A 26,573-nucleotide genomic window follows, 5' to 3' on the forward strand; every position below is an offset into this window, starting at 1 on the left:
CTACTTTTTAAATTTTATAAATTAATAAGCTCATCTAATAGATCTTGTAAAGTAATGCTTCTTAGTTCACTTTCTAAAGCTTCTTGTGCTTTTAGGAGGTGACCAGTTAAAAGTCCCTCGATCTTGCTACCAAGTGGGCAGGCCTTAGGTGAGTCAGAGTGGATCTTAAAAAGTTTTTCTTTATCATTTACTGCGTTAAAAATTTGAAGGAGGGTTAGGTGTTGGGGGAGTATTGCTGGCTTGAGACGTGGTGTTTGTGGGGCTGGGGTGTTTAGGCATCAAATAGTTATGTCAAGCATGTGATGTTCGCTAGGTACTATTTCCTCATTATCTGCTATATCGTCCAAATTTTCTTCGTCACTATCTCTTGAATTTTGTTTTTCACTCTCAAACTCACTTGCCTCTTCTTCATTTTTTTGGCGTTCATGTTCCTTTTCAGGGTCTATTTTATAAGACTCTTCCATCGGACGCACCTCTTTGATCTCTTCACTTTGTTGCGAGGCAAGCTCAGCTGCCATCAAAGACTGCATATCAAATCTAGCTTGTTGATTTGCATGCACTTGCGACACTACTGGTGCGTTTTGATTTATAAAGTTACTATTTCCTAAAGGTGTTACAGCCATTTTTTAGCCTTTATTTATGATGATAGTTTTATAGTTCGTATAAGTGACATTTGCACCGTTTTCACGTTTTAAATTTTCACGCTTAGTGTAGTCTACCTCGTACCTGCCAGCTCCCTTTACACTAAATTCCACGCAGAATATAGCTGCCATTTTTAGCACATCTTCGGGTACCTTGCTCTTGTTTGTTTTAATAATGACATGAGCGCTTGGGGTATCCTTTAGATGTAACCATATATCGTCTTTTTTGGCAAGGTCAAGCAAATTTATATTGCCTTTTTCGTTTCTACCAACTAAAATCTTAAACTCTCTAACGTAAAAAATTTCAGCATTTTCACTCACATCTTTTACATGACGTTCTTTTTGTTTTGCCTTGTTTTTTGGGCTTAAAATTTCAAGCTCATAAAGACTATTCGCTTCTTTTAAGAGGGATTTTAATCCTTCAAAAAACTCAATCTTTTCGCTTAAATTTCTCTTTTCTATCTCCACGCCAAGGGCCTTTGCTCGAAACTTTTTTGATCTTGTGTAAAATTCATTTGCACTATTTTTTGGTGTATCGCTAAGGGTTAATTTTATCTCGTTGCCATCAAAATCTTTCAGGCAAATTTCTCTCTCATAGCCCCTAAAATTTCCCAAATTTGCAAGCAAAAGCGATCCTAAATTCGCAGCTTCTTCACTCTTTCTTATTAGCTCATCTTTATCTTCAAGTGAGTTTAAAATTTCGCTCATGCTATCTATCTTTTTTTGCACGCTTGTAAGCTTTGCCTCTTTTAAACTAGCTATCCTAGACTCATTTACTCTGACCGCTTCGCTCCTAAAAAACGCCTCAAAGTCAGTTATGGGCTCGCACGGTTTTTCTTTGATAGCGATAGCTGGAAGCTCTCTTAAAACTTCGCCAGTTTCTATTTTGCGGTAGCTATTATCGATATGTCTTAACGCCTCGATTATTACGTTATTTTCATCAGTTATTACAGCATTTGTAAAACGCCCAGTAAATTCAAGATAGAGAATAAAATTTTCACTTTTATATGAGCCGCTTTGTGTGCAGATAAATTTTAAAATTCTATTATCTTTTAAGCATTCAACGCTTTTTATATGTGAGGCATTAAAGCGCTTTTTTAGCACATTATCAAAAGGTGCCTGATAAATTTTTGCTTCTTTTAGCTCGTCATCTTTGTAGATAGCAGAGTTTGATTTGTTTAGATCAAAGATGATCTTCTCACCATTAAATTCGATTAAAATAGCCATATCATTAATGCGTTTTGCTTGGTTTATCTTTGTAAAATTTGACAAATAACTTGCTATTTGAACTAAATGTGCGTACTTCATGTGAGGATTATATCAGAAATGTTGCAAAAATGTTTTAATAAAAGCTTTATCACTAGCTATGATAAAAATAGTAAAAATCTGTTTTCTGATCTATGTTTAATTTTTTGAAATGTTTTATTTGTAATGTTATTAAAATATAAATTTTTCGTAAATTTTTTTCATAAAAATTTAAAATATATTTTTATATAATGATAACTATTTTTATAATATTAAAAATTTTTTAAGGGATGATAAATGAATAAATTTCGCATTAGTGCGGTGCTTTGTTTTGCTATTTCTGCTTTAAATGCTACTGATGTAAGCTTGGATGGAATTAGCATTGAAGATAGCGCAGACGATGGTTATAGAGCCACAACGAGTGAGGTGGGCAAGACAAATACGCCAATTCTTGAGATACCACAGACAGTAAACGTCGTAACCCAGCAGCAACTAAAAGATAAAAAGCCAGAAACTCTAGCCGAGAGTCTTCAAAATGTGAGCGGCGTTAGCTACGGAAACACCACGGGCGGCATCTTTGACTCGATCATAAAAAGAGGATTTGGTGGCGGACGCGACGGCTCGATCATGCGAAACGGGGTGCCCGCTAGCGTCATGCATAGCTTTAACAAAACCGTAGAAAGCGTCGAGGTGCTAAAAGGCCCCTCTAGCTTGCTCTACGGCGCACAAGAGCCAGGCGGCATCATAAATATGGTCACTAAAAAGCCAAAATACGACTTCACAAACGAAATTTGGGCTGGTATCGGCAACCGCAACTACTGGAATACAGGCTTTGATGCCACAGGACCCATTGCAGAGAGTGGATTTGCGTATAGATTTATATTTGATACGATGCAAAAGGACTACTGGAGAGAGTTTGGCGAATATAAAAATGTTCTCTTTGCACCCTCACTTTCGTATAAAGGCGATGATTACCGCATAAATTTGGCTTATGCGCACACACGCTCGACCGATCCGATTGACCGAGGCATGTATCTCGTTCCAAGCACCGGCAAACTACTACCCATAGATAAGAAAAGACGCCTTGACGAGCCATTTAATAAGCTAAAAACAAAGCTTGACACGCTAGATGTAAATTTTGAGAAAAATCTCGGCGAAAACTGGCTGCTAAAGGGTGCTTATGCATTTTCTCGTTCAAAGCACGAGTATGGCCACATCAGGCTAATGAATGTATTAAATAATGGCACGGCGACTAGGCGAAACGAATATTACGACGGATTTATCCACCGCACGCATGCTGGATCATTAAATTTAAACGGCTACGTTAAAACTGGCGAGATAGAGCATAATTTACTCTTTGGCATCGACGCAAAGGAATACTACCGCTATAGACCAGGTGGCCTAAAAGATACGGGTAACCACTTAAGCATAAACATATATCATCCTATCTATGGAAGAGTAGGACTACCAACTGCCAGAGAGTCAAGCATCCAGTATCAAAAGCTAAAAACTATCGGATTTTATGCACAAGATAGCATAAATTTAACTGAAAACTTAATCTACTCTTTAGGAGCTAGGTATGAATACTACGACCAAGTAGCTCGCGGCACAACTAGTGGACCAAATAGCACAGATCAACAAGATGGCAAATTTACGTGGCAAACTGGGCTTTTATATCTACTAACGCCTCAGTGGTCGGTCTATACCAATTACGCACAAAGTTTCAATCCGCAAATGGCTATGAAAGGCGATATCGGCGATATAAAGCCTGAAGAGGGTAAAAGTGTCGAGCTGGGAACTAAATTTCAAAACGATAGCATAACGGCTAGTGCGGCGGTTTTTAATATCAATAAGAAAAACATCATGCGTACCGTAAGTGGCGTGAGTACGCCAGTGGGCGAGGCACGCTCTAGAGGATTTGAGTTTGATTTTAACGGCCGCGTGACGCAAGGGCTAAGCGTGGGCGCTAGCTACGCATTCACAAAGACTGAGGTACGAAAGGATAGCGGAGCGTTTGCCGTGCTAGTGGGCAAACCGCTAGAAGCAACGCCTAAGCATCAAGCCAGCTTGTTTGCTAACTACGACTTTAGCCACCTAGGAGCAAAAGGTCTAAGGATCGGCGGTGGAGCAAGGTATTTTGGCTCATGGTACACCTACTACATGAATAAAAATCTACCGGCCGTGCCAGCAGGAACGGGCTTTAAGATGGATGACGCGGTCGTTTACGACGCATTTATCAGCTACGATACCAAGATCGCGGGCTACGAGACAAATTTCTCGTTTAACGTCAAAAACTTGACCGACAAGCTCTACTATACGTCCTCGTCGACCGGTACGCAGGCTAATATCATACCGATACAGCCGGGGTATGCGAGGCAGTTTATGCTGACCGCTAGCGTTAAATTCTAAATTTACTAGGCCTTTTGGCTTAGTAAATTTTCTTTAAATTTAGCAATTTTCGTTAAAATCGCCTCAAAATTTAAAGGAAATTTATGAAACAAACTATTACCGAGAAAATATTTTCAGATCACGTTGGCAAAGAGGTAAGCGCTGGAGAGATCATCGAGAGCAAGATCGATATGATCATAGGTAACGACATCACGACGCCTATCTCGATCAAGCAGTTTGAGAGAAGTGGCGCTAAAAAGCTAGCTAACCCAGACGGCTTTGCCATCGTGATGGACCACTACATCCCGACAAAGGACATCCTAAGCGCAAATCAAGCCAAAATTTCACGCGAATTTGCCTACAAACACGACCTTAAAAACTATTTTGACGAAAAAGATATGGGCATCGAGCATGCGCTTTTGCCTGAAAAAGGGCTAGTCATCCCAGGCGACGTCATCATCGGCGCAGACAGTCACACCTGTACGCACGGCGCTCTTGGAGCATTTAGCACCGGCATGGGCAGCACCGACCTAGCTTATGCGATGATCACTGGCAAAAACTGGTTTAAAGTGCCTGAGAGCATCAAAGTCGTCTTTAAAGGCAAGCTTGATAAGCACGTTTATGGAAAGGATCTCATCCTTGAGATCATCCGCCAAATAGGCGTTGATGGCGCACTTTACAAGGCGCTTGAGTTTAGCGGCGAGGTGATAGATAGCCTTAGCATGGATGACAGATTTTCAATGTGCAACATGGCGATCGAAGCTGGCGCAAAGAGCGGTATCATCGCGATTGATGAGATCACAAAAGAGTTTTTAAAAGATAAAAATTTACGCGATAAACCAAAATTCTTCTACTCAGACGAGGGCGCAAAATATGACAAAATTTTAGAGATCGATGTTACAAACCTTGATCCAGTCATCGCATATCCATTTTTGCCAAGTAACGGCAAGAGCGTAAGACAAGCGGTTCGTGACGATTTAGCTATCGATCAAGCATTTATCGGTTCATGCACAAATGGCCGTCTAAGTGACCTTCGCATAGCAGCGCAGATCCTAAAAGGCAAAAAAGTAGCTCGCAAAACAAGGCTCATCATCACTCCAGCGACGCAAAAGATCGCAAGAGCTGCCGAGAAAGAGGGCTTAATCGACATTTTCATCGAAGCAGGAGCAGTTGTGAGTAACCCAACATGTGGAGCTTGCCTTGGCGGATATATGGGAATTTTAGGTGCAAATGAGCGCTGTATCTCGACGACGAATAGAAATTTTGTCGGACGTATGGGCGATAGAACGAGTGAAATTTATCTAGCCAACTCAGCAGTTGTAGCGGCCTCAGCCATAGCAGGTAAAATCGCCGATCCAAGGGACTTATAAAAAATAATATGGATAGTTTGATATCTGACTTATTGAAAATTGTACTTGGTGCAGTCCTAACAATGTGTGCGCAATGGGTGTATGCTAATCTAAACACGAAAAAAGAGAAAAATAAACTCAGGCGACAAAAGCTAGAGGAAGCGTTTATTATAGTTGGGGATATTTTAGGGGGAATACATTACAAAGTAGCTTTATTAATAAATCCAAATTTAAATATAGAAAATCCAAAATTTGAAATTGGTAAATTACACTCGCTTATCAGTTTTTACGCACCAGAACTGCAAGAGGACTATAAGGATTTTATGTCTACATATCAAGAATTCGGTCCGCTTATCCTAAACAAATTCAGAACTTTAGATAGTGATGACAAAAGAATAGAGGCAACAACTGAGGAGCTAGTGCAAATGATCTTTTCGCTAAGTTCAAAAGGCAATATAATTAAAGAAAAGTTAGCCAAAATAGCGCAAACACTATAAATTAGTTGTTTCGGCGAAGCAAATAATGTTTTATTGTATAATCGCCACAACAACTAAATGGTGTATTAAAACGCTGTTATAGTTGCCAAAAGACCAAAGATTATGCCTGGGAAGTTTGCAGCAGAAAGTGGATAGTCTTTTTTAGCTTTTAATAGACCGTAGCTTGTCCAGATTGTGCAGTTTAGCGCAGCCGCTAGTGGCTGTATAAAAGGTGTCTTGTTGCCGTCAAGGTTGCCCATTATTTGTGGGATGTATGAAAAGTACATAACAACTGATAGGCATGTGCCGATCCAGCCTAAAATTTGTAGATTTTTTTCACTCATTGCTTCTCCTTAAATAAAAGCGCCATTATATCTTTTTTAATCATAGCAAGCAAATGGATAAAATAGCCATGATTTTTACTACGATTAAGATGGTTTTAGTAAAATTGAGCATTTTAAAAGGATAAAAATGCCAGATATAGTATATGACAAAGCAAAATGGCATTGGGGTGCGAAAGATGCGCCGACTGATATACCGCATGAAAACGGTGCGACACACATTGCATTTTTCTTTCGCTGGTGCATGGAACATAAATTTTATTCAAAGGAATTTGCGGCAGATTTTGCGGACGATATAGCACAGATGGACGAAAATTTTAACTATCGTCACTATCTTTTTGACGCTATGGACGGCGTACTTGGAAGTGTGGAGCTAAATACTGCTGGTAAAGCCTTTGCAAAAGCCTACTATACGACTGATCGGACAAAATTTGCCAAAATGTATGGTTGGTATTTGCAGGATTATACGGATTTTGTTTCGAAAAAATTTGGTGAAAAATACTTTGATAACGCCTATTTTTATATAGAAAACTCACAAGAAAACTATGCCTTGATCAAAGCTATCATTGATCGTCGCTACGAGGAATTTTTAACAATGAAAAGGGCAAAGCAGGCTTAAAATTTCACAAGTAGCATAAACAAAAATAAGTTTTTATCACATATTTTTGGTAGATCAAAGCCGCTTTTAGCTAAATTTAGTCTCATAACTTTCTTAAGGGAAAAGATGCAAACTTGCGTGATTTTAGCAGGTGGCAAAAGCTCGCGTATGGGGCAAGATAAGACACTTTTGCCATTTGGTGGTTTTAAGACGCTTACTCATTATGAGGTTGCGAAATTTAGCAAAGTTTTTGACGAAGTTTATGTAAGCTCAAAATTTGAGAAATTTAGCCCGCCACTAAAGCTTATAAAAGATGAAAATAGCGATAACTATTCGCCAATGCTCGCACTTTACTCCATTCTTAAAAATTTTGATCATAGCATTTTTGTGATACCAGCTGACATGCCATTTTTTGATATTAAAAGCTTAGAAGAGCTTGCTAAATTTAAAGATGAATTTGACATGGTTGTGGCTAGTGATAATGAGCACATTCATTCGCTTTGTGGTTTTTTTAGCCCAGGGCTTGCCACTTTGGCTCATGAGTTTTATTTAAAAAATGAGCATAAAATCGGACTTTTGAGAAAAAGCTGTAAATGCAAAGTCGTAAATTTTAAAGATAGTGAGCAGTTTTTTAACGTAAATTTCCCTGACGAATACGAAATGGCAAAGAAAATCCAAGAAAAGAAGATAGATGATGAGTAAAATTTTATTGTTTTTAAGCCTTGCCCTTAGTTTTTTGATAGCAAGTGGGCTGGATGATTTTAAAAGAGCACAAGAGCTGGAGCAAAGCGGTGATATAAAAGCTGCGATGCAAATTTATAAAGAGCTAGCCAAAAGCTCTTTAAACGAGCAAAGCGCGATACAAAATTTGCAAGCAAGCGAGCCAGCGCCAAGAGAGGCGAAGCTAAAGCAAGCCGATCTTTTAAGAGAAGATAAAAGTGGTAAAAATTTACAAAATGCACTTGGCATTGAGCTTTATAAATTTAACTACCTTTTGCCAGTAACTTATGCTAAAAATGTGCCAAACGATGAGCGAAAAAGCGTTGAAACTAAGTTTCAAATAAGCCTTGCAAAGCCGTTGTTTTATGACATGTTTGGACTTAGAGAGAGCCTTGTGGCAGCCTACACGCAGACATCTTGGTGGCAGATAACAAGAACTTCAGCGCCATTTCGTGAGACGAACTATCAGCCAGAAATTTTTCTAAATTTTGCTTCGCCAAAATATTTGGATCAAATAGGTATAAAAAACCTAAAATTTGGACTTTTGCATGAGTCAAATGGACGAGATGGTAGCAATTCAAGAAGCTGGAATAGAGCTTATGTGCAAAGTGATTTTGTTTTTGGCAAGCTTAGCATTTCGCCAAGAGCTTGGATGGTAGTGGGCAATAAGGGCGATAATAAAGATATATTAAAATACATCGGGCATGGCGATGTAAGGCTTAGCTACAATCTTAATGAACACATTTTTAGCCTAATGCTAAGAAATAACTTACATTTTGATAAAACAAATAAAGGTGCCGCTGAAATTTCATATATGTTTCCTATCTTCTCAACCGGAGTTTATGGCTATTTGCAGTATTTTACGGGATATGGCGAGAGTTTGATTGATTATAATAGGCATACTGATAAATTTGGTCTTGGTTTTGTTATTTTAAAATAAGCTAAAAATTTTAAGCTTATAAAATGGCTAAATTTAGGCAAATAGTCATAAATTTACTCAAATATGTCAAAAAAATTTAATTAATCAAAAAACTTAAAAATATTAGAAAAAATACAAGCAAATTTTGCTAAAATCTTAAGCAAAATCTCAGAACAAAGGAGTTTTTATGAGCGGAATCTCACTAATTGTCTGTTTTATTGTAGCCATCATACTTATGATTGTTATGATCTCTAAGCTAAAAGTGCATCCATTTTTGGCACTTATGAGCATTTCTTTGGTTCTTGCGATCGTCGCAGGCATTGATCTGTCCAAGATCCCAGCGATGATAGGTGTCGGCTTTAGTGGCACATTTAAGAGCATCGGTATCGTTATTATCTTTGGAACGATCATCGGCACCGTGCTTGAAAAAACTGGAGCTGCACTAAAGCTAGCTGATATGGTCGTAAAGCTAGTCGGACAAAAGCGTCCAGAGCTTGCTATGCTCATCATGGGCTGGGTTGTTGGCATTCCGGTATTTTGTGATAGTGGATTTGTCGTTTTAAACTCTATTCGCGAGGCACTTTATAAGAAAATTTCAGCAAGCCCAGTCGCTATGTCAGTCGCACTTAGTGGCGGTCTATACGCATCTCACGTCTTCATCCCGCCAACTCCTGGCCCAATAGCAGCTGCAGGAACACTTGGTCTTGGCGGAAATTTACTCCTTGTCATCATTATGGGAACAGTCGTTTCAGTGCCTGTTTTGATAGCTGTTTATTTCTTTTCAAAGAGTGTTGGCAAAAGTGTGACTATCAGCGACAAAGATGCTGACGCTACTATCACAGCTACCTACGAAGAGCTTTTGAAGAAATTTGGCACGCTACCTAGTGGATTTTTGAGCCTTGCACCTATCATCATGCCTATCATTTTTATGGCGATCGGCTCTATTGTCGATGTTTTAGCAAAACAAGGCATGTTTGATAAAACGGCTCTCTTGCCAAAGATACTTTTATTTTTAGGAAATCCTATCATTGCTCTTGCAATTGGCGTGATCTTTTGCGTGTTTTTATTAGTAGAAGCCAGAAAGATAAGAGAATTTGACCATATCACGAACGAGTCTTTAAAGATCGCTGGACCGATACTCTTTATCACAGCAGCTGGCGGTGTTTTGGGTAATGTCATCACTGAGGCCGGCTTTGTAAATTTCATAAAAGAAAACGCAACCGCCATAAAAGCGATAGGAATTTTCTTCCCATTCATTATCTCGGCCATACTAAAAACCGCTCAAGGAAGCTCGACCGTGGCTATCATCACGACAGCATCTATCATGGGTGCGTTTAGTGCTGATAACTCACTCATGCATACACTTGGCTTTACGACCGAGCTTTCGGCTGCACTTTGCGTCATGGCGATAGCATCTGGTGCGATGTGCGTATCTCACGCAAATGACAGCTACTTCTGGGTTGTGACAAATTTTAGCAAGATGAGTGCAGAACAAGGATATCGCACACAAACAGCTATGACGTTTATAATGGGTATCGTTGGCATAATTAGCGTTTATATCTTATCTTTGGTGCTTTTATGAGAATTTTAGTTGCGATTGATTCATTAAAAGGCTCGCTTAGCTCGCTTGAGGCGGGCCTTGCTGTAAAAGAAGGATTAGAAGAGATTGGCTGTGAGGTCGTTGTCAAGCCTATCGCAGATGGTGGCGAGGGTAGTGTAGAGGCGATGGCTGATGCACTTGGTGCGAAATTTATAGATACGATAGTTAAAAATCCACTTGGAATTGAAATTTTAGCTAGATATGCACTAAAAGATGACCTTGCCATACTTGAGATGTCAAGCGCTTCTGGCCTTACGCTCATAAACCCAGACGAGAGAAATCCACTAAAGACTAGCACATTTGGTTTTGGTCAGATGATAAAAGATGCCATTGCTAAAGGCGCTAGAAAATTTATCATTGGCATCGGCGGAAGTGCGACAAATGACGCTGGTACAGGCATGCTTAGCGCACTTGGCTTTAAATTTTATGATAAAGATGGTGCTTTACTTGAAGGAAAAGGCGAAAATTTAGCCAAAATTTATGAGTTTACAGATGAAGATGCTTTAAAAGAGCTAAAGGAGTGCGAATTTTTAATCGCTTGCGATGTAGATAATCCGCTTTATGGCATGAATGGAGCAGCCCATGTTTATGCCCCTCAAAAGGGTGCAAATGGCCGCATGATAAAAGAGCTTGATGATGGGCTAAAACACTTTGCAACTCTTGTAAAGGAAAAGACTAATAGTAAATTTCACACACAAAAAGGTGCTGGCGCAGCTGGCGGACTTGGTTTTGCATTCGTGGCATTTTTAGGAGCGAAACTTCGCCCAGGTATTGAGATCATTACACAGACTATTGCACTTGAAGATGAGATCAAAAAGGCTGATCTAGTCATCACTGGTGAAGGCCGTATGGACTTTCAAAGCTCAATGGGTAAGACACCAACTGGGGTTGCAAAACTAGCAAAAAAGTATCATAAGCCAGTGATCGCATTTGCTGGAAGCGTGCAAAAATGTGCCAAAGACTGCCATAAACACGGCATAGATGCGTATTTTTGCATACTAAATGAGCCAATGAGTCTTGAAGAAGCTATGCGAAAAGATAATGCCCTTAGAAATTTAAAGATGACTGCCGAGCAAGTCATCCGCCTTTATATGCTAAACCACAAATCATAAATTTAAAAAAGATAGAAGCTAAATTTCTATCTTTTTCTCTTTAAATTTAACTTCAAATTTTACCTACAAAGTGCTACAAAAATTCTCAAAATTTAATACATTTTGCAAAAATATAAAATAAACTTTAGAAAAAAAATTTACTATGTTAGAATAAGAAAAACTTCTAAAAAGAAAGGAGAATTTCTTATGCAACAGACCCTAAACTCTCGTCGCAGTTTTATTGTGGCTGCAGGACTGTTTTTCGCTACGACTGCGCTAAAGGCAGCACCAAAGGACTTTAGTGGTAGTGGCGTTCGCTACGGCATGGCGATAGATCTAACAAGATGTGTTGGCTGTCAGTCATGTACTATGAGCTGTATGTTGGAAAATGACGTTCAGCCAGGTGCTTTTAGGACCATCGTCTCTGAGTACGAGGCAAAGGATAAAAGCGGTAAAATGGCGGTCATTGCGTCACTTCCAAGACTTTGCAACCACTGCAACAAACCAGCCTGTATCGACGTTTGTCCAACAGGAGCAAGCTATCAAAGAAGCAACGGCATCGTAAAGATCGACACAAAAGAGTGCATAGGCTGTGCGCTTTGCGTGGAGGCCTGTCCATATCACGCAAGATATCTTAGCTTGCATACCTACAAGGCCGATAAATGCACCTTCTGCGACCATAGACTAAGAGCGGGACTTCAGCCAGCATGCGTAGAGAGCTGTGTGGGTGGTAGCCGTATAATAGGCGATCTTAACGATCCTAACTCAAATATAAGAAAATTTCTAGCCACACACGAGACTATGGTCATAGATAGCCCTAAAAATACAAATCCACAGGTGTTCTACCACGGCGTTAGCGAAATTTTGGCTAAAAACGATAAGAAACTCGAGCTTGATAATGGATATCAAAAGGTTATCAGCTGGAGTGAAGAGATAGCACAGTAAAAGGAGATAGGTAATGCAAAGAAGAGAATTTTTAAAAAGATCAGCTGTACTCTCAACACTAACTGCAAGCGCTGTGCTAGCAGATGGCGAAAAAGACGACTACAAACCGCAGTCAAACTCACTAGAGCCTGAATTTAGCGTAAAAGACGGCAAAATTTCACTTAACGACGGACATAGTGTTGTCTTTTCTATGTGCCACGGCTGTACAACGAAGTGTGGCATAAGACTTCACGTAGATGACAAAAACGACCGCGTTTTAAGATGTAGCGGCAACCCATACCACCCACTCTCAAATGTACACTGGGCAAATTTTGACACATCGATAAACGACGCACTTCTTGCTACAACACTAAGTGGCGAAGATGAAAAGCGAGCCACAGTTTGCGCTAGAGGAGCGATATTGCCTGAGATGATAGACTCGCCTGCAAGGATACTAACTCCGCTAAAAAGAGTTGGCAAAAGAGGCGAAGGCAAGTGGAAGAGCATAAGCTTTGAACAGCTAGTAGAAGAGGTCGTAGAGGGCGGAGATCTCTTTGGCGAGGGGCACGTAGACGGGCTAAGAGCGATATATAGCGACGAGCTAATAGACAGCGAAAACCCAGAGTACGGCACCAAGCGTAATCAATTTTTAAGCTTTTACCTATATGACGGACGATCTGATATCGTCGATCGCTTTGTCAAAAAGTCATTTGGCACTATAAATCACTACTCGCACGGCGGAATTTGCGGTGGTGGCTTTAGGGTTGGTGGTAAGATCACGCACAACGCAAAGGGCTTTGCACACACAAAACCAGACTATGAAAACTCTAAATTTGTTATCTACTGGGGCACTTCGCCGTCAAATGGTGGCAACCCTTTCCAAAAACAGGCAAAAATGCTCTCTTACGCAAGAGGCACTAGAGATGACTTTAGCTACGCAGTGGTCGACCCAAGTGTTACAAACGCTATAAAATACACCTCTTCAGACAAAGGCTGCTGGATAGCGATAAAGCCAGGCACCGACTCAGCTCTAGCCATGGCGATGATACGCTGGATCATAGAAAATGAAAAATACGCCACAAACTACCTTATCCAGCCAAATTTAGACCAAGCAAAACTTGCAGGCGAGATACACTGGTGCAACGCCACTCACCTAGTCATCACCGAAAAAGGTCACAAAGACTACGGCAAATTTGCACTTATCAATAACGAGTGGCAGGTCTGCTTGCAAGATGGCAAGATACAAAGCTACAAGGTAAATGAACCAGCCAAGCTCTACTATAAAGGCAAAATTTTAATAGACGGCAAAAAAGTCGAGGTTAAAAGCTCTATGCAGCTTTTAAAAGAGTCGGCCTACAAACACAGCCTAGATGAGTACTCAAAAATTTGCGGTGTGAGTGTTGAAGATATCATCTGGCTTTGTGAAAATTTCACCAAAAATGGCAGACAGGTGAGCACAAACGTGCATGGCGGTATGATGCATACGCAAGCTGGTATGACTACTTTTGCGATACTTTGTCTAAACACACTAATGGGCACTTACGGCTACAAAGGCGGTAACGTCAATGCAAGTGCCGGCACACACGAGTTTTTAAAGGGCAGATATGACCTTGAGAGCTTTGAGGGCGCTTATAAGCCAAATGGTCTAAATTTATCAAGATCAGGCAAATACTACGAAACAAGCTCCGAGTATAAGCGCAAAGTAGCAGCTGGCGGCAGCGGCTATCCATCAACTCAGCCATGGTATCCTATCTCTATGCCACTTGTAAACGAAACGCTTACAAGTCACAAGGCCAGCTATCCATACAAAGTAAAAGTTTTCATAAACTACATGACAAACGTACTTTACGGACAAGCAGGACTTGAAAGAGCGGTCTTAGACGTGCTAAAAGATAGTAAAAATTTACCACTTTTTGTGGGCATCGACGCCTTTATGAACGAGACAAACGCCTATGCTGACTACATCGTGCCAGATGGGGTAAATTTAGAAAACTGGGCACTTCCAAACTCTCTTTGGGGAACGATCGCTAAAACTTCAGTCGTGCGCTATCCAGCCGTTAGCTCAAAGCAGGCAAAGGATAAAAACGGCGGCACGATCGACGTTGAGGCATTTTATATAGCCGTGGCAAAGAGGCTTGGACTAAAAGGCTTTGGCAAAAATGCCTTCAAAGACAAAGACGGAAATTTCATGGACTTTGACGTAAAAGAGCAGTATTACGCGGCTGCACTAGCAAATTTGGCCTTTGACGGCGAGGGCGTGAAAGATATAAGCGACGAGGACAAAAAGCTTAGTAAGATATCAAGAGTGATGACAAAACTAGATCCTTATCTAAAAGACGAAGAGAAGCCAAAAGTAGCGCACATACTAGCAAAAGGCGGCAGATACGATAGCTACGAGAGCGCATATAATGGCGATAAAGCAACCGTAAAAGTGCCAGCGCCTACGCCAGCCTCCATCTACTACGAGCCACTTGGCGGACACAGACACTCAATAACAGGCGAATATATGCCAGGAGTGCCAACTCTAATGCTTCCAGTTGCAAGTGATGGCACGCCACTTGAGAAATTTTTCCCACGCTCTGAGTGGAAATACACTGTTAGCTCAAGAAAGTCAAATATCCAGCACTTCTATACATTTGTTAGCCCAAGACTTAGAGCTGTTCATCCTAAAAACTTCATCAGGATCGCAACAGACGTGGCTAAAGAGCAAGGCATAGTCTCAGGTGACAAGGTCAAAGTGACTACGCCTTACGGCGCGCAAGTGGGCGAGGCATTTGTGACCGATGGCGTTGCTAGAGGTGTTATTAGTATCGAACATGGGTTTGGTCATGATGAGTTTGGTATAAGAACACACCTCGTCGATGGAAAGCCAGCCTTTGGGATAGCAAATTTAGAAAAAGGGGTCAATCACAACAAGCTTGGGCTTCTTGATCCAAAAAGAAATGGCGAATTTAGTTTAAATGACTGGTTGGTTGGTACTTGCGCTAGACAAGCACTTCCTGCAAATATAAGAAAGATCGGCTAGTTTGATATAAATTTGGCGAGCAGAGTAAAATTTGCTTGCCAAATTTCACTTTTTGTAAGAGCTTTTGACTGGTGGATTGTAAATTTAGATACAGAGCAAGCTTTTAGGCTGCTTGCAAGCTAAATTTTCCTCATATATTTATAGGGTTTCATAGTTAAATAATATTTTAAATTTTGCATGAGTTAAATTTAGTATTGCTAGTTTGCTTTGGTTTTAAGCGCCCTAGTTTGCTAGATCCTCAGCCACTTTTGCAGCTAGTTTTAGCTTGTCACTATCAAAGTGGGTGTAAATTCTTGAAGTATTTAAGCTCGCATGCCCTAAAGCTTCCTGCACCAAAACAAGATCTTTTTGCTTTTTATAAAGCATCGTTGCAAAGGTGTGGCGCAGCATGTGAGCACCATTTTTCTCTTTTCTGATACCAGCCTTAAAAAGGATCTGCTCAACTATGCGGCTAACATAAGCCTGTGTGAGCCTGGTACCTTTTTTATTGATAAAAAGATAGCCTTCTTTATTGATATAATTTATTGCGATCGCATTTAGATGAGCTTCTATTAGATGACGTTTTATCATAACAATGCGGTATTTGTTGCCTTTGCCACGGACCCTAATGATAAAAAGATCGCCATCTTCAGTGATGTCCTTTCGCTTTAAATTTAGAGCCTCACTCACACGAATGCCAGTAAAAATTATCGTTTTTATTATGAGCTTATTGCGATTTGAGTTTTGCTTAAAGTCGCTCTCCTCGATCGCATCAAGAAATTTTTTGACCTCATCTTCGCCCATAAACTCAGGCAACTTTTGCCCTTTGTTACCGCTCACTCCGCCCCAGTTTTTTAAATTTATATCAAAAACATGGGCCTTGCCATCCTCTTCGTTTTGTTTGTCTAAAAACGCAAAGAAATTTATCACTGAGATGCGGTAATTTTTCTTACTAGCGTCGCTTAGTCCGCCAGTCGTGCTAGCTAGTATTTCGCTTAGCAACTCCTCATCGATCTGCTTTAGGCTGCTAAGCTCGTAAAATTTCATCGTTTCATATATTTTTTTAAGTGGATTAAAGTAGGTATTTATGCCAGTAAGCCCTGCATTTCTCGCGCTTTTTACCAAGCCATCAAGCTGATCAATGTTTTTTACCTCGCGGCTGAGAGCGAAATTTACACTTGCAAGTGCCTTTGGATCCCTAAGCTCTTTATTTGAAAGTGAGCTAAGTTTAAATTTGACATAGCGAGTGAGCCAAAATATAAATGAGTTTTCAAAATTATCTTTACAATCAAGCGGATATTTCAAACCAATAACCTTAAATTTTTATTTTGAAAAGTATTATATTTGAAATTTTATAAAAACTACTCTTTTTAAAATTCAATTATAAAAGCTTAAGCACATATCCATTTTCGGCGGCTTCGAGCTTATATTTATGCATCTTATCAAGCTCTAAAACCACTCTGAAATATCTATCATGCCAGCCTATGATCACATTTTTAAAATATTCATTTTCAAGTTTTAAACTCTTAGTTTTAAAGCTTCTTGGCGGCCTTGCAAAGTCAAGAACGATCTTATTTTTCTCATAAGCAAAATGCTTTAAATTTTTAGCTTTTGTAGCGATTTTTAGCTCTTTGTCGTTGGCTAGAAAGCTTATAAAACCTAGAAATTTAACATCTTTTCCATTTTTGACACTATCAACTGGTTTTGTACTAGGCTCAATCTTTATCTTGACTACCTTTTGTTCAGGCTTTATGTTAGTTTCTTTTGCTTTATCTGTGCTAAGATCGATCACTACAACACTTGGAGTTGGCATATCTGAGGTTTTGTTTCTATCTTTATTTGAAATTTTAGTTTCATTTTTTTCTATTATCACAGGAGTGCTTACTTTTTGGCTAGGCATATTTGCCATTGTGACCGAAACATCTAGCTTTTTTGCCACGACTGGTTCTGGATTTTTTACCTTATTTAAAGCAAATTCATCGCTGTAATCGATAGTTTTATTTATATCAGCCAGTCTTTTTTCCTTTATAGTACCGTCATTTGCTCTATATCTTATGGTGACATCTAGTAAAAGTGCCGCATCGCTTGGAAATTTAAACGAAAGAGAATCAAAGCTATCAAATTTTTCTATGATATTTGTTGTCATAACGCTTGTATTTAGCTCGCTAATAGGCATAAATGGGTTCTCTCTAGCAAACATACTTGCTGCAAATATAGATAAAACTAACCAAATTTTTTTCATCATTCCTACTTTTTATTAAAGTCTGGCTCAAGGCCTTGTAATTCAAAATAATCTTTTTGCAGACGCGCGTTTATTTTTTTTAAAATTTCCACGTCTTCGCTAAGCCTCTCTTTTTTGCTCTGAAGGCTTAACATAACATCAAGTGAGCGTTTGCCAAACATCATATTGCCTACATAAAAAGCAAACATAGCCACACAAATGGTGGCTATGACGTAGCGTAATGTCGGTCTAATGTATTTTAAAATTTTATGAAATATGCCATCAGTGTTGCCATATTCGTCTAAAATTTCGCTCAAATATTATCCCCCAAAAACTCTCCAGCCTCAAGCTCGATCTCAAGTAAGCGGTTGTATTTTGCGTTACGCTCGCTTCTTGAAGTAGCACCTGTCTTTATCTCGCCAGTGTTTAGTGCGACTGCAAAGTCAGCGATGAACGCATCTTCGCTCTCGCCGCTTCTATGGCTCATTATGCAGCGATATCCGTTTCTTTGAGCAAGGCGGACAGTTTGCATAGTTTGTGTGACTGAGCCTATTTGATTTGGCTTGATTAAGATAGCGTTTGCGATGTTTTTCTCGATACCTTCGCGTAAAATTTTCTCATTTGTGACAAAAAGATCGTCACCTACTAGCTGAACTTTGCCTCCAAGCCTTTTTGTAAGCTCAGCCCAACCGCTCCAGTCGTCCTCGCTAAGGCCATCTTCGATAGAGAATATCGGATATTTTTCGCAAAATTTTTCGTAGTAGCTAATGAGCTCGTCGCTGCTAAATTTCTTGCCCTCAAGCTCGTATTTGCCGTTTTTATAAAGCTCGCTTGAAGCGACGTCAAGGGCAAGTTTTATCTGGCTGCCTAGCTCATATCCAGCCTCTTTTACAGCCTGAGAGATAAGCTTTAGTGGCTCTTCGTTGTCTTTTAAATTTGGAGCAAAGCCGCCCTCGTCGCCGACAGCCGTGCTGTGGCCAGCTGCGTTTAGGATAGATTTTAGCTTATGATAAATTTCAGTTGCAGCTCTTAGCGCCTCGCTAAATGTGCTAAAGCCAAATGGCATGATCATAAATTCTTGAAAATCAACGCTATTATTTGCGTGTGCGCCGCCATTTATGATGTTAAACATCGGCACTGGCAATATGCTAGCGTTTGCACCGCCAAGGTAGCGGTAGAGTGGGATATTTAGGCTCTTTGCAGCTGCGCGAGCTACCGCCATAGATACGCCAAGAACCGCGTTTGCGCCTAAATGTGAGTAATTGTGCGTGCCATCAAGCTCAAGCATCTCTTCATCGACTGCTTTTTGGTTGTAGGCATCAAGGCCGATGATAGCCTCGGCTATCTTTTCATTTACGTTTGAAACAGCCTTTAAAACGCCTTTGCCAGCATATCTCTCGTCTTTGTCACGAAGCTCGAGCGCCTCACGCTTGCCAGTGCTTGCGCCGCTTGGTACGATCGCACTTGCCTCGGTGCCGTCGCTTAGTCTAACTGTCGCACGAACTGTTGGGTTGCCTCTGCTGTCTAAAACCTCGTGAGCTTCTACATCTTCAATAAATACCATTATTCATCTCCTGCTTCGTTTGTGTCGTCTTCTTCGTCTTTTGCGCCGCTGCTTATTAGGTGGTCTATGCCCATTGAGCCTTTTATCGCCGCTACTATCTCGTCAGAAATTTCTGGATGCTCTTTTAAGTAGGCTTTGGCGTTTTCTCTGCCTTGACCTAGTTTTTCGGCCTTGTAGCTAAACCACGCGCCTGATTTGTCGATGATGTCGAGTTTTACGCCATAGTCGATGATCTCGCCCTCTTTACTCACACCCTCGCCAAACATGATGTCAAATTCAGCCACTTTAAATGGAGGTGCTACCTTGTTTTTAACGACTTTTGCCTTTGTGCGGTTGCCGATAGGCTCGTCGTTTTGTTTAAGTGTGGCTATCTTTCTTACATCGATCCTTACAGATGAGTAAAATTTAAGTGCATTACCGCCAGTTGTGGTCTCTGGCGTGCCATATCCCATCATACCGATCTTCATACGAATTTGGTTGATGAAGATAACAGTTGTCTTCATCTTGCTTAAAATTCCAGTTAGCTTTCTAAGCGCCTGACTCATAAGCCTTGCCTGAAGGCCCACGTGCTGATCGCCCATGTCGCCGTCTATCTCGCTCTTTGGAGTAAGTGCGGCCACGCTATCAACTACGATAAGATCGATAGCACCGCTTCTTGCAAGCGTCTCAACGATCTCAAGTGCCTGCTCGCCAAAGTCTGGCTGCGAGACGTAAAGGTTATCGGTATTTACGCCTAAATTTGAAGCGTATTTTACGTCTAGTGCGTGCTCTGCATCGACAAATGCACAAATTCCGCCAGCTTTTTGCGCTTCAGCGATGATGTGAAGTGTGAGAGTAGTCTTACCAGAGCTTTCTGGTCCGTATATCTCGATGATCCTGCCTTTTGGAACGCCGCCTATGCCAAGAGCCAGATCAAGCCCTAGCGAGCCAGTCGGTATCGACTCGATAGCCTCAACCTCTTTGTCGCCAAGTCTTAAAAGCGTGCCTTTGCCAAAAGCTTTATCGATCTGCTTTAGTGCAAGCTCAAGCGCCTTTTTCTTGTCCGCTTCGCTCTCTGGGATAGCTATCTTTTTGTCACTATCTTTTTCTTTTGCCATTTTTTACCTTATAGTTGAAATTTGGCTTGATTTTATCTAAAAAGAGATGAATTTTACTTGATTTACTCGCAAATTATAATATTTTCGCCAAGCAGTGCAGCGCTATCAATAAGAGCAAAAAGCTGCTCTTTTTCAAACAAAAATCCATAAATTTGATCTTCGTTTTTTAGTATCGCAAGATTTAGCGGCTCTACGAGCGAGCTTGCGCAAAGGTTTAAAAAAGCTTCATCGATACTATTTTGTGAAATTTGGGGTTTAGTTTTGAAATTTTCATCTTTTATAAAAGAGATAAATTCCTCTTGCGAGGTAGATTTATTAAATTTAAAAATTAGTTTTTCTTTTAAGGCCTCAGCCAAAATTTCATCAAATTTAACTAGGTCGATGTGATCTTTTACACCTAAAATTTTGGCAAAATTTAGTAGATTTTTATCATAACTAGCCACATTTTTCTCATGCTCGCTTTGTGCCTTTTTAGCCCTATAAACGGCGTAAAGACCAATAGCTATAAACAAAAGTGAAAGGGTAAAAACTTCGCTCAAAAACTCACTCATCATCATCCTTATAAAATGCAAACTTCAGTCTTAAGCTCTACGCTAAATTTCTCTAAAACCCTAACCTTTGCCAAATTTATAAGGCTAGTGGCATCCTCAAAGCTTGCGTGGTTAAAATTTATCAAAAAATTTGCGTGCTCCTCGCTAAATTTCGCTCCGCCGATAGCGTATCCTTTTAGCCCAACCGCCTCGAGCAACGCCCCTGCAAAGTGACCATCAGGATTTACAAAGCAGCTACCAAAGCTAGCTCCTTTTGGTTGATTTGCCCTTTTTGCGCTTATAGCTTCAGAAATGCTCGCATCAAAGCCACTTTGAAGCTTAAATTTAGCCCCCAAAATGACCTCATCTATGCCGCTGTGGCGGTAGCTAAAGTTTATCTCATCCTTGCTCACCCAGCCACGAGCCATACGCACATGCGTGAGGTTGTCGCTTATGCTAAATTTAAGCAGCCCAGCGTTCATCTTGATAAGTCCGCCAAGTGTGCCTGGGATATTTTTTAAAAACTCAAGGTTCGCGATATTGTTTTGTTTGCAGAAGTTATAAATTTTGGCAGATTTTGTCGCAGCTCCTATCTCAAGGCAAATTTTATCGCCGAAGCATTCTAAATTTATATAGTCAAAGCTCTTGCCAAGTATCGCCATTTTTGGGGGATTTGGCGAGATAAGAAGGTTGTTGCCTCCGCCTATCATCACAGCGCCTAAAAAGTGAGGTGAGTTTAGGTCTTCAAGGCTATTTACCTCAAAAATTTCATGCACGCCGCCTATCCTAACTGAGGTAAATTTAGAAAAATCAACAAGCCTCGTCACTGGATAAATTCCGGTATAAAATCAAGCATGCGAGTGGTAAATTCAACCATCATCGAGATCATCCAAGGCATCAAAAATATGATGACAACGACGACTAGTAAAATTTTTGGCACGAAGCTTAGCGTAGTTTCGTTTATCTGCGTGGTCGCTTGAAAAATGGAGATGATAAGACCTGCGATTAGGCCGCTTAGCAGCATCGGAAGGCTGATGTAAAGGGCGATCTTAAAGGTTTCAACTCCAAGCGAGACAAGCGTACTTTGCATCAGCTAAACCTTACTTCGTTGTATTCAGTTGGAATTAAATAGTCGTTTACGTCGATTGGCTTTTCGAAAAAGCCTTTGTCATAGCCTATTTGATAGAGCTTATTTAGCGCTTTTAGCTGCGTTTCGTTCATGCTTATTGACTCGTCATTTGCGTATAAATTTAGATACGTTTTAAGCTCATCTTTGCCAACTCTGATGAGGTTTCGCTCCATTAGCATGTGAGATAAAAATGGCTTGTGCGAAGTGGCGATCCTAACGGCCTCGCTAAGCACTCTCTCGCACTCGATTGCATCAGTTATCGGCAGACTTCGTCTAAGCGCCATGCCGCCAAGTGGAAGCGGTAAATTTTCGCCGTTTAGCTCGCTCCAGATATCCCAAATTTCGCGCTCTACGCAGAGCTGGTCTGAGAAATTTAAGATACTTTCATGTATAAGCACGCCAGCATCGACTTCGCCGCTAAGCACGGCATTTTCGATCTCTAAGAAATTTTTATAAACGATCCTTGCCTCTGGGTAGGCTATGCGAAAGAGCAGGGCGTTTGTCGTATTTTTACCAGAGAGTGCGACCTTAAAATTTCGCTTTAGCTGCTTGCCTTTTAGCTTGATAAGCTTTGGGCCATATCCTTTGCCAAAGCTCACTGCGCAGCGTAAAAGTGCATACTCGTCGCAAATTTTTGGATACAAAGCAAAGCTGATCGCTGTTGCCTCATAAGTGCCTTTTAGCGCCTCTTCGTTTAGCGTTTCTATATCAAGCGCCTTTGATGTGAAGGCTAAATTTTTACTGCTAACCCAGCCAAATTTGACCGCGGCATACATGAAAATATCATCAGCATCAGGCGAGTGGGCGACATTTATAGTTTTTAGATTATGCAAAGATGATCCTTTTTTTGATTACGCCATTTTAATGAAATTTATTTAAAATAAAGTTTTAAGGGCGGCTTTGAAACGATTTTACCAGCTTTGCCTCTTTGAAATTTAGCACGTATTTCACGTCTATGGCGTCTTTAGCACCTTTTCTTCGTACGAGGATCGTCGAGTAAAACGGATGCTTAAGTTCAAGCATCTTAAGTAACTTTTGATCGCTATCTTCTTTTTTTATATTTTCAACGATTATTGTCGTTATAAATTTGCCCTCAAACTCGTAAAATGGCCAGACTATCACACCAGCGTCGCTTGTTTTAAAGTCCGTAATTTTAGAATTTTTAGGGATATTTAGCATGGAGATGATCTTCTTGCGGGAGCTGTCCGCGTTTTGCACAGATATCACCTTTACAAGCAGATCTTTGTTCGCTCCGAGTCCATTTTTGCTAAAACGATAAACTCCGTCTTCAAGGATGCCCACTTTTTCAAAGGCATTAGCGTAGTTTGCGGCAGTGCAAGCAGTCAGCAAAAGTGACAGAAACATTAAAATTTTTATAAATTTCATCTTTTCTCTTAAAATTTCACTCTCTTTAGCCTATCTGAAGCAAAATTTTTCCTACCAAATTTAGCCTCATCTTTACCGTTTAGCTCGACTAAATCGCCAGTAAAGCCACAAATGTCATTTTTAACAAGATAGCTTCCCACGCCATAAGTATCAACTGGCGTATTATAAGCTTCAAATTCTTTTATAATTTTAGGGCTAAAGCCTGAGCTAACGACGATTTTAACGTATTTAAAACCAGCTTTATCAAGCGCCTCTCTTAGAGCAAATATAAGTTCCTTGCAAACACCGTGTGGGTCAAACCCGCTAGTATCCTTATTATCAAAATATTTATCTATCAAATTTTTACTAGTATCCACTCTAACCGCGCCAAGCCTCTCTTTTAATGCGTTTGCAGCCTTTAATGCATCTGTGATCACGTCGTTGTTATAGTCCACCAATGCCGTGATCTTCTCATTTTCAAAGGTTTTAGCATAAATTTCTGAGGCTTTTACTATATCTCCACCGCACATTTGAATAAGCGCATGAGGCATGGTGCCACCACCTTTTAGCCCAGTAAGCTCGCCTTGAGCATCTGTGGCGACCTTTTTGATGCCGCCTACAAATGATGCATAGCCGTCGCCTGGTTGCGTGCAGATGTCATCTTGCCTGTCTGCCATGCTGAAAACGTCCTTGCCATTTGCCGCTCTTATCACATCTCTTGAGTTTGTCGCTACACAGCTTCTTCTAGTAAGCGTCGCGTCGATCACATTTTCTAAAAAGCCAAAATTTTCATACTTGCCGCTTATCTTTAAAACTGGCTCGTTTGCATTTATGATATCGCCATCATCAAGTGCGTAAATTTCAAGCTCGCTTGGGTTTTTGGCAAATTTATTGATAATAGCTAAAACCTCGTCGATACCGCAAAGCACGATATCATCACGCCTTTGAAAGAACTGCATCGTCACGTGCTGATCTGGTAGGTTTTGCTTAATTATCTCATTTACTTTTAGAAAATATTTCGCAGTAAAATAGCCCTCGCCGATCCTTGGATCTAGCTTAAAGGTCTTGTCTGTTAGCCTATCTATCTTGCCTTGCATCTTTAGCTCAAGTTCGTTCATGTCTGTCCTTTTTTATCGTGATTATAGCATTTTGGTAGAAAAGTGAAAATTATAAAAATATATTTTAAGAATGTATATAAGAGTATATTTTATAAAATCTTGAAATTTTACTTTTAAAGGAAAAATATGAAAAAGTTCCTACTTTTAATGGTTGCAATTTTTACATTTGGCAATGAAAATTTGCTAGTTAGTGTGGGTGGCGGATATAAAAAGATAGTCGAAGCAGTCGCACAAAACCTCAAAAAAGATGGTGTAAATATCGACACTTCTTTTGCAAACATCACAGCTATCATGGCTCAGGCAAAAGAGGGCAAAACTGACGTGATCGTGGGTGATGAAGACTTTTTGAAAAAGTCTGATCTAAAGATCGTCGAGTATGTAAATTTAGGCTCAGGCGCCTTGGTATTAGCTACTAAAAAGGGCGTGAAAATAGAAAAAGTTGATGAGCTAAAAGCACTTTCCAATATCGCTATGCCAGATGCTGTAAAGACAGTTTATGGCAAAAGAGCGAATGAATTTATGCAAAAAGCAAATTTAAGCAGCGAGCTAAAGGATAAAATTTTAGCAGTTGCTGGTGTGCCACAGGTCGTTACATATATATTAAACGGCGAAGTTGATGCTGGATTCATCAACCAAACTGAACTAAATGCACACAAAGATGAATTTGGTAGTTTTGTCTTGATAGACAAATCGCTTTACGCTCCAGCAAATATTGTAGCTGCGAAGCTTGAAGGATGCGATAAAAGGCTGATTGTGAGAAATTTTTAAATGAGCTAAAAAGTGAGAGATCAAAAGAAATTTACACTAAATTTGGCATAAGATAAGGCTAAGCTTGCAAGAGCTCGCATGGGTGTTTGATCCTCTGGTTTTAAGCATAAAAGTTATTTTGTGTCAAGGGGCTTTGCTCGTCGTTTTTGGGCTAGCTTTAGCCTATCTTTTGGCCTTTTATAAAGGTAAACTTAGAGCCATTTTGGAGATGATCGTAACTTTTCCTCTCATCTTTCCACCTATTGCGACTGGATTTTTACTGCTTTATCTGCTTGGCAAAAATGGCATCGTCGGTAAGGCTTTAAATTTGGAAATTATTTTTAGTTTTAAGGCTCTTGTGTTAGCTGCTTTTATAGCCTCGCTGCCGCTATTTGTAAAGCCTGTCGCTTCTGCTCTTGGCTCACTTTCAAAGAGCCTAAGTGAAGCAGCATACAGCCTTGGAAAAGATAAATTTCAAACAGCTATTTTTATGCTTTTTCCATGTGTTGCAAAAAGCGTAGCAGCGGCTTTTATTTTAGCGATCTCGCGTGGGCTTGGCGAGGTTGGCATAACACTTATACTTGGCGGAAATATAATAGGAAAAACCGACACTATCTCGCTTGCCATTTATAATGCCGTATACGATGGTAAAAGCGATGAAGCACTAGTTTTAAGCCTTGTTTTGGTTGTATTAAGCTTTATTTTATTTGGGATTATAAATTTGCTTGATAAAGGTAAAATTTAAAGTGAGTGGCGAGAGGATGAGAGAATCGAACTCCCCACCAGACGGTCAACCGCCCAGTCATCGGGTTTGAAGCCCGTGAGCATCACCAGATTACTTTATCCTCCGTGCACGTTATTCTAGCAGATTTATATAAATTTTAGCCCATTTTCTATAAACTTTTTTTAATTACAAAAAGGATCTATGATTTTAAAATTAGGCATTTTCACATTTTCGGTTTTATTTTTTTGCGCTTGTTCCTCGGTTCTTTCTCCAGTAACTGCACCACTAAATGTATATGATGCATACTCTATTTCGCGTGACAAACGTGGTATTTACTCTATCACTCGCGACAAATTTATCCAAAGCAAAATACAAAGTAAAATATTATTTTCAAAAGGTCTTAGCAATCTAGATATTGAGATCGAGTGTTTTTACGGCGATGTCTACCTTATAGGGCTGGTTGATAGCAAAGAGCTTGAAGGTAAGCTAGTAGAACTAGCCAAAAATACAGATGGTGTACGAGAAATTTACACCTATCTTCGCATAAAAAAGCCAGAATATCCATGCGATAGTCTAAAAATTCTTGCAAATTTAAAACAAAACCTTTTCAAAGATAGTATAGTCGAAGGAACAAACGTACGTGTTAGTATCGTTGGTTGCGATGTTGTTTTTAGTGGTGTGGTCGATAGTATAGAGCAAGAAAAGCACGCCATTTGGTATGCTAAACATATTAATGGCGTAGCCGATGTCTACTCATTTATGAAAGTTATAAAATAAAATTT

28 protein-coding genes and 1 tRNA gene are annotated in these 26,573 nt (G+C 40.1%); 13 read left to right on the forward strand and 16 right to left on the reverse strand.

From position 1 onward, the window contains the following. Window positions 1-14: 14 nt before the first annotated feature. From F3G75_RS09400 to F3G75_RS03025, 3 genes are read right to left on the reverse strand one after another with little or no spacing between them, the layout of a single operon-like run. Window positions 15-233 (reverse strand): Rrf2 family transcriptional regulator, encoded by a 219-nt coding sequence (locus F3G75_RS09400; RefSeq protein WP_223154385.1) that lies wholly within the window; start codon window positions 231-233, stop codon window positions 15-17. A gap of 45 nt (window positions 234-278) precedes the next feature. Beyond that, entirely contained in the window at window positions 279-623 is a 345-nt protein-coding gene (locus tag F3G75_RS03020) for a hypothetical protein (RefSeq protein ID WP_087577910.1), read from the reverse strand. A gap of 3 nt (window positions 624-626) precedes the next feature. After that, entirely contained in the window at window positions 627-1,949 is a 1,323-nt protein-coding gene (locus F3G75_RS03025; RefSeq protein WP_149716506.1) for an NFACT RNA binding domain-containing protein, read from the reverse strand. A gap of 234 nt (window positions 1,950-2,183) precedes the next feature. Between F3G75_RS03025 and F3G75_RS03030 the strand changes: the two genes are divergently transcribed. The 3 genes from F3G75_RS03030 to F3G75_RS03040 all read left to right on the forward strand — a co-directional run bounded on the left by F3G75_RS03030 (window position 2,184) and on the right by F3G75_RS03040 (window position 6,120). Continuing rightward, window positions 2,184-4,295: a TonB-dependent siderophore receptor gene (locus F3G75_RS03030; protein ID WP_149716507.1), complete on the forward strand. Its 2,112-nt coding sequence runs from the start codon at window positions 2,184-2,186 to the stop codon at window positions 4,293-4,295. A gap of 83 nt (window positions 4,296-4,378) precedes the next feature. Further along, on the forward strand, window positions 4,379-5,644 hold the full coding sequence (gene leuC / locus F3G75_RS03035; protein WP_149716508.1) for a 3-isopropylmalate dehydratase large subunit: 1,266 nt from the start codon (window positions 4,379-4,381) through the stop codon (window positions 5,642-5,644). An 8-nt stretch (window positions 5,645-5,652) separates the two neighbouring features. Beyond that, a complete protein-coding gene (locus tag F3G75_RS03040; protein WP_084109648.1) occupies window positions 5,653-6,120 on the forward strand; it encodes a hypothetical protein in 468 nt (155 codons plus the stop codon). Between the two features lie 65 nt (window positions 6,121-6,185). On the opposite strand, the gene F3G75_RS03045 is transcribed toward F3G75_RS03040, so the two are convergent. Then, window positions 6,186-6,443: a SemiSWEET family transporter gene (locus F3G75_RS03045; protein WP_021091682.1), complete on the reverse strand. Its 258-nt coding sequence runs from the start codon at window positions 6,441-6,443 to the stop codon at window positions 6,186-6,188. Between the two features lie 127 nt (window positions 6,444-6,570). Here F3G75_RS03045 and F3G75_RS03050 point away from each other — a divergent pair, with 127 nt between their 5' ends. From F3G75_RS03050 to F3G75_RS03080, 7 genes are all read left to right on the forward strand, one after another. Continuing rightward, complete coding sequence (locus F3G75_RS03050) at window positions 6,571-7,059, forward strand: DUF7832 domain-containing protein (protein ID WP_149716509.1); 489 nt, start codon at window positions 6,571-6,573, stop codon at window positions 7,057-7,059. A 105-nt stretch (window positions 7,060-7,164) separates the two neighbouring features. Further along, window positions 7,165-7,740, forward strand: coding sequence for a molybdenum cofactor guanylyltransferase (locus F3G75_RS03055; protein WP_149716510.1), 576 nt, complete (start codon window positions 7,165-7,167; stop codon window positions 7,738-7,740). Continuing rightward, a complete protein-coding gene (locus tag F3G75_RS03060) occupies window positions 7,733-8,698 on the forward strand; it encodes a phospholipase A (RefSeq protein WP_149716641.1) in 966 nt (321 codons plus the stop codon). The genes F3G75_RS03055 and F3G75_RS03060 overlap by 8 nt, the downstream gene beginning before the upstream one ends. A gap of 166 nt (window positions 8,699-8,864) precedes the next feature. Continuing rightward, the gene (locus tag F3G75_RS03065) at window positions 8,865-10,259 is read left to right on the forward strand and encodes a GntP family permease (RefSeq protein ID WP_149716511.1); all 1,395 of its coding nucleotides are present in this window, start codon (window positions 8,865-8,867) and stop codon (window positions 10,257-10,259) included. After that, window positions 10,256-11,389: a glycerate kinase family protein gene (locus tag F3G75_RS03070; protein WP_149716512.1), complete on the forward strand. Its 1,134-nt coding sequence runs from the start codon at window positions 10,256-10,258 to the stop codon at window positions 11,387-11,389. The genes F3G75_RS03065 and F3G75_RS03070 overlap by 4 nt, the downstream gene beginning before the upstream one ends. A 186-nt stretch (window positions 11,390-11,575) precedes the next feature. Next, entirely contained in the window at window positions 11,576-12,313 is a 738-nt protein-coding gene (locus F3G75_RS03075) for a 4Fe-4S dicluster domain-containing protein (protein ID WP_149716513.1), read from the forward strand. 13 nt (window positions 12,314-12,326) lie between these two features. Beyond that, window positions 12,327-15,317 (forward strand): molybdopterin dinucleotide binding domain-containing protein, encoded by a 2,991-nt coding sequence (locus F3G75_RS03080; RefSeq protein WP_149716514.1) that lies wholly within the window; start codon window positions 12,327-12,329, stop codon window positions 15,315-15,317. Between the two features lie 222 nt (window positions 15,318-15,539). On the opposite strand, the gene F3G75_RS03085 is transcribed toward F3G75_RS03080, so the two are convergent. From F3G75_RS03085 to F3G75_RS03135, 11 genes are all read right to left on the reverse strand, one after another. After that, window positions 15,540-16,601: a tyrosine-type recombinase/integrase gene (locus tag F3G75_RS03085; RefSeq protein WP_149716515.1), complete on the reverse strand. Its 1,062-nt coding sequence runs from the start codon at window positions 16,599-16,601 to the stop codon at window positions 15,540-15,542. A 76-nt stretch (window positions 16,602-16,677) separates the two neighbouring features. Then, the gene (locus F3G75_RS03090; RefSeq protein ID WP_149716516.1) at window positions 16,678-17,538 is read right to left on the reverse strand and encodes an AMIN domain-containing protein; all 861 of its coding nucleotides are present in this window, start codon (window positions 17,536-17,538) and stop codon (window positions 16,678-16,680) included. A gap of 5 nt (window positions 17,539-17,543) precedes the next feature. Next, a complete protein-coding gene (locus F3G75_RS09405; protein WP_149716517.1) occupies window positions 17,544-17,834 on the reverse strand; it encodes a septum formation initiator in 291 nt (96 codons plus the stop codon). Further along, window positions 17,831-19,081: a phosphopyruvate hydratase gene (gene eno / locus F3G75_RS03100; protein WP_149716518.1), complete on the reverse strand. Its 1,251-nt coding sequence runs from the start codon at window positions 19,079-19,081 to the stop codon at window positions 17,831-17,833. Before eno ends, F3G75_RS09405 begins: the two co-directional genes overlap by 4 nt. Next, window positions 19,081-20,178, reverse strand: a complete 1,098-nt coding sequence (gene recA / locus F3G75_RS03105; protein WP_107696086.1) for a recombinase RecA — start codon at window positions 20,176-20,178, stop codon at window positions 19,081-19,083. Before recA ends, eno begins: the two co-directional genes overlap by 1 nt. 62 nt (window positions 20,179-20,240) lie before the next feature. Then, window positions 20,241-20,729 carry an addiction module antitoxin gene (locus F3G75_RS03110; RefSeq protein ID WP_149716519.1) on the reverse strand — a complete coding sequence of 163 codons (489 nt, stop codon included), beginning with the start codon at window positions 20,727-20,729 and terminating at the stop codon, window positions 20,241-20,243. Between the two features lie 8 nt (window positions 20,730-20,737). Further along, the gene (locus F3G75_RS03115) at window positions 20,738-21,535 is read right to left on the reverse strand and encodes a UDP-N-acetylmuramate dehydrogenase (protein WP_149716520.1); all 798 of its coding nucleotides are present in this window, start codon (window positions 21,533-21,535) and stop codon (window positions 20,738-20,740) included. Beyond that, window positions 21,532-21,801, reverse strand: a complete 270-nt coding sequence (gene fliQ, locus F3G75_RS03120; RefSeq protein ID WP_223154231.1) for a flagellar biosynthesis protein FliQ — start codon at window positions 21,799-21,801, stop codon at window positions 21,532-21,534. The genes F3G75_RS03115 and fliQ overlap by 4 nt, the downstream gene beginning before the upstream one ends. Beyond that, window positions 21,798-22,613: a menaquinone biosynthesis family protein gene (locus tag F3G75_RS03125; protein WP_410470369.1), complete on the reverse strand. Its 816-nt coding sequence runs from the start codon at window positions 22,611-22,613 to the stop codon at window positions 21,798-21,800. Before F3G75_RS03125 ends, fliQ begins: the two co-directional genes overlap by 4 nt. Before the next feature lie 112 nt (window positions 22,614-22,725). Further along, complete coding sequence (locus F3G75_RS03130; RefSeq protein ID WP_223154428.1) at window positions 22,726-23,202, reverse strand: hypothetical protein; 477 nt, start codon at window positions 23,200-23,202, stop codon at window positions 22,726-22,728. Window positions 23,203-23,231: 29 nt separating this feature from the next. Beyond that, the gene (locus tag F3G75_RS03135) at window positions 23,232-24,320 is read right to left on the reverse strand and encodes a nicotinate phosphoribosyltransferase (protein WP_149716523.1); all 1,089 of its coding nucleotides are present in this window, start codon (window positions 24,318-24,320) and stop codon (window positions 23,232-23,234) included. 126 nt (window positions 24,321-24,446) lie between these two features. Here F3G75_RS03135 and F3G75_RS03140 point away from each other — a divergent pair, with 126 nt between their 5' ends. Both F3G75_RS03140 and F3G75_RS03145 read left to right on the forward strand, forming a co-directional pair. Further along, window positions 24,447-25,088 (forward strand): molybdate ABC transporter substrate-binding protein, encoded by a 642-nt coding sequence (locus tag F3G75_RS03140; RefSeq protein ID WP_223154380.1) that lies wholly within the window; start codon window positions 24,447-24,449, stop codon window positions 25,086-25,088. A gap of 64 nt (window positions 25,089-25,152) precedes the next feature. Continuing rightward, window positions 25,153-25,812, forward strand: a complete 660-nt coding sequence (locus tag F3G75_RS03145; RefSeq protein ID WP_149716524.1) for a molybdate ABC transporter permease subunit — start codon at window positions 25,153-25,155, stop codon at window positions 25,810-25,812. 6 nt (window positions 25,813-25,818) lie between these two features. On the opposite strand, the gene F3G75_RS03150 is transcribed toward F3G75_RS03145, so the two are convergent. Continuing rightward, window positions 25,819-25,916: transfer RNA gene (locus F3G75_RS03150), tRNA-Sec, on the reverse strand. 76 nt (window positions 25,917-25,992) lie between these two features. Between F3G75_RS03150 and F3G75_RS03155 the strand changes: the two genes are divergently transcribed. Beyond that, entirely contained in the window at window positions 25,993-26,568 is a 576-nt protein-coding gene (locus tag F3G75_RS03155) for a BON domain-containing protein (RefSeq protein ID WP_149716525.1), read from the forward strand. Window positions 26,569-26,573 lie beyond the last annotated feature (5 nt).

Source organism: Campylobacter concisus (genome assembly GCF_902460705.1).
Classification (GTDB): domain Bacteria; phylum Campylobacterota; class Campylobacteria; order Campylobacterales; family Campylobacteraceae; genus Campylobacter_A; species Campylobacter_A concisus_Z.

Excerpts from the sequence above, each read along its gene's own strand:
- F3G75_RS03020 (WP_087577910.1), bottom strand. The coding sequence starts at position 623 with ATGGCTGTAACACCTTTAGGAAATAGTAACTTTATAAATCAAAACGCA.
- F3G75_RS03025 (WP_149716506.1), bottom strand. The coding sequence starts at position 1,949 with ATGAAGTACGCACATTTAGTTCAAATAGCAAGTTATTTGTCAAATTTT.
- F3G75_RS03030 (WP_149716507.1), top strand. The coding sequence starts at position 2,184 with ATGAATAAATTTCGCATTAGTGCGGTGCTTTGTTTTGCTATTTCTGCT.
- leuC (WP_149716508.1), top strand. The coding sequence starts at position 4,379 with ATGAAACAAACTATTACCGAGAAAATATTTTCAGATCACGTTGGCAAA.
- F3G75_RS03040 (WP_084109648.1), top strand. The coding sequence starts at position 5,653 with ATGGATAGTTTGATATCTGACTTATTGAAAATTGTACTTGGTGCAGTC.
- F3G75_RS03045 (WP_021091682.1), bottom strand. The coding sequence starts at position 6,443 with ATGAGTGAAAAAAATCTACAAATTTTAGGCTGGATCGGCACATGCCTA.
- F3G75_RS03050 (WP_149716509.1), top strand. The coding sequence starts at position 6,571 with ATGCCAGATATAGTATATGACAAAGCAAAATGGCATTGGGGTGCGAAA.
- F3G75_RS03055 (WP_149716510.1), top strand. The coding sequence starts at position 7,165 with ATGCAAACTTGCGTGATTTTAGCAGGTGGCAAAAGCTCGCGTATGGGG.
- F3G75_RS03060 (WP_149716641.1), top strand. The coding sequence starts at position 7,733 with ATGAGTAAAATTTTATTGTTTTTAAGCCTTGCCCTTAGTTTTTTGATA.
- F3G75_RS03065 (WP_149716511.1), top strand. The coding sequence starts at position 8,865 with ATGAGCGGAATCTCACTAATTGTCTGTTTTATTGTAGCCATCATACTT.
- F3G75_RS03070 (WP_149716512.1), top strand. The coding sequence starts at position 10,256 with ATGAGAATTTTAGTTGCGATTGATTCATTAAAAGGCTCGCTTAGCTCG.
- F3G75_RS03075 (WP_149716513.1), top strand. The coding sequence starts at position 11,576 with ATGCAACAGACCCTAAACTCTCGTCGCAGTTTTATTGTGGCTGCAGGA.
- F3G75_RS03080 (WP_149716514.1), top strand. The coding sequence starts at position 12,327 with ATGCAAAGAAGAGAATTTTTAAAAAGATCAGCTGTACTCTCAACACTA.
- F3G75_RS03090 (WP_149716516.1), bottom strand. The coding sequence starts at position 17,538 with ATGAAAAAAATTTGGTTAGTTTTATCTATATTTGCAGCAAGTATGTTT.
- eno (WP_149716518.1), bottom strand. The coding sequence starts at position 19,081 with ATGGTATTTATTGAAGATGTAGAAGCTCACGAGGTTTTAGACAGCAGA.
- recA (WP_107696086.1), bottom strand. The coding sequence starts at position 20,178 with ATGGCAAAAGAAAAAGATAGTGACAAAAAGATAGCTATCCCAGAGAGC.
- F3G75_RS03110 (WP_149716519.1), bottom strand. The coding sequence starts at position 20,729 with ATGAGTGAGTTTTTGAGCGAAGTTTTTACCCTTTCACTTTTGTTTATA.
- F3G75_RS03125 (WP_410470369.1), bottom strand. The coding sequence starts at position 22,613 with ATGTATGCCGCGGTCAAATTTGGCTGGGTTAGCAGTAAAAATTTAGCC.
- F3G75_RS03130 (WP_223154428.1), bottom strand. The coding sequence starts at position 23,202 with ATGTTTCTGTCACTTTTGCTGACTGCTTGCACTGCCGCAAACTACGCT.
- F3G75_RS03135 (WP_149716523.1), bottom strand. The coding sequence starts at position 24,320 with ATGAACGAACTTGAGCTAAAGATGCAAGGCAAGATAGATAGGCTAACA.
- F3G75_RS03140 (WP_223154380.1), top strand. The coding sequence starts at position 24,447 with ATGAAAAAGTTCCTACTTTTAATGGTTGCAATTTTTACATTTGGCAAT.
- F3G75_RS03155 (WP_149716525.1), top strand. The coding sequence starts at position 25,993 with ATGATTTTAAAATTAGGCATTTTCACATTTTCGGTTTTATTTTTTTGC.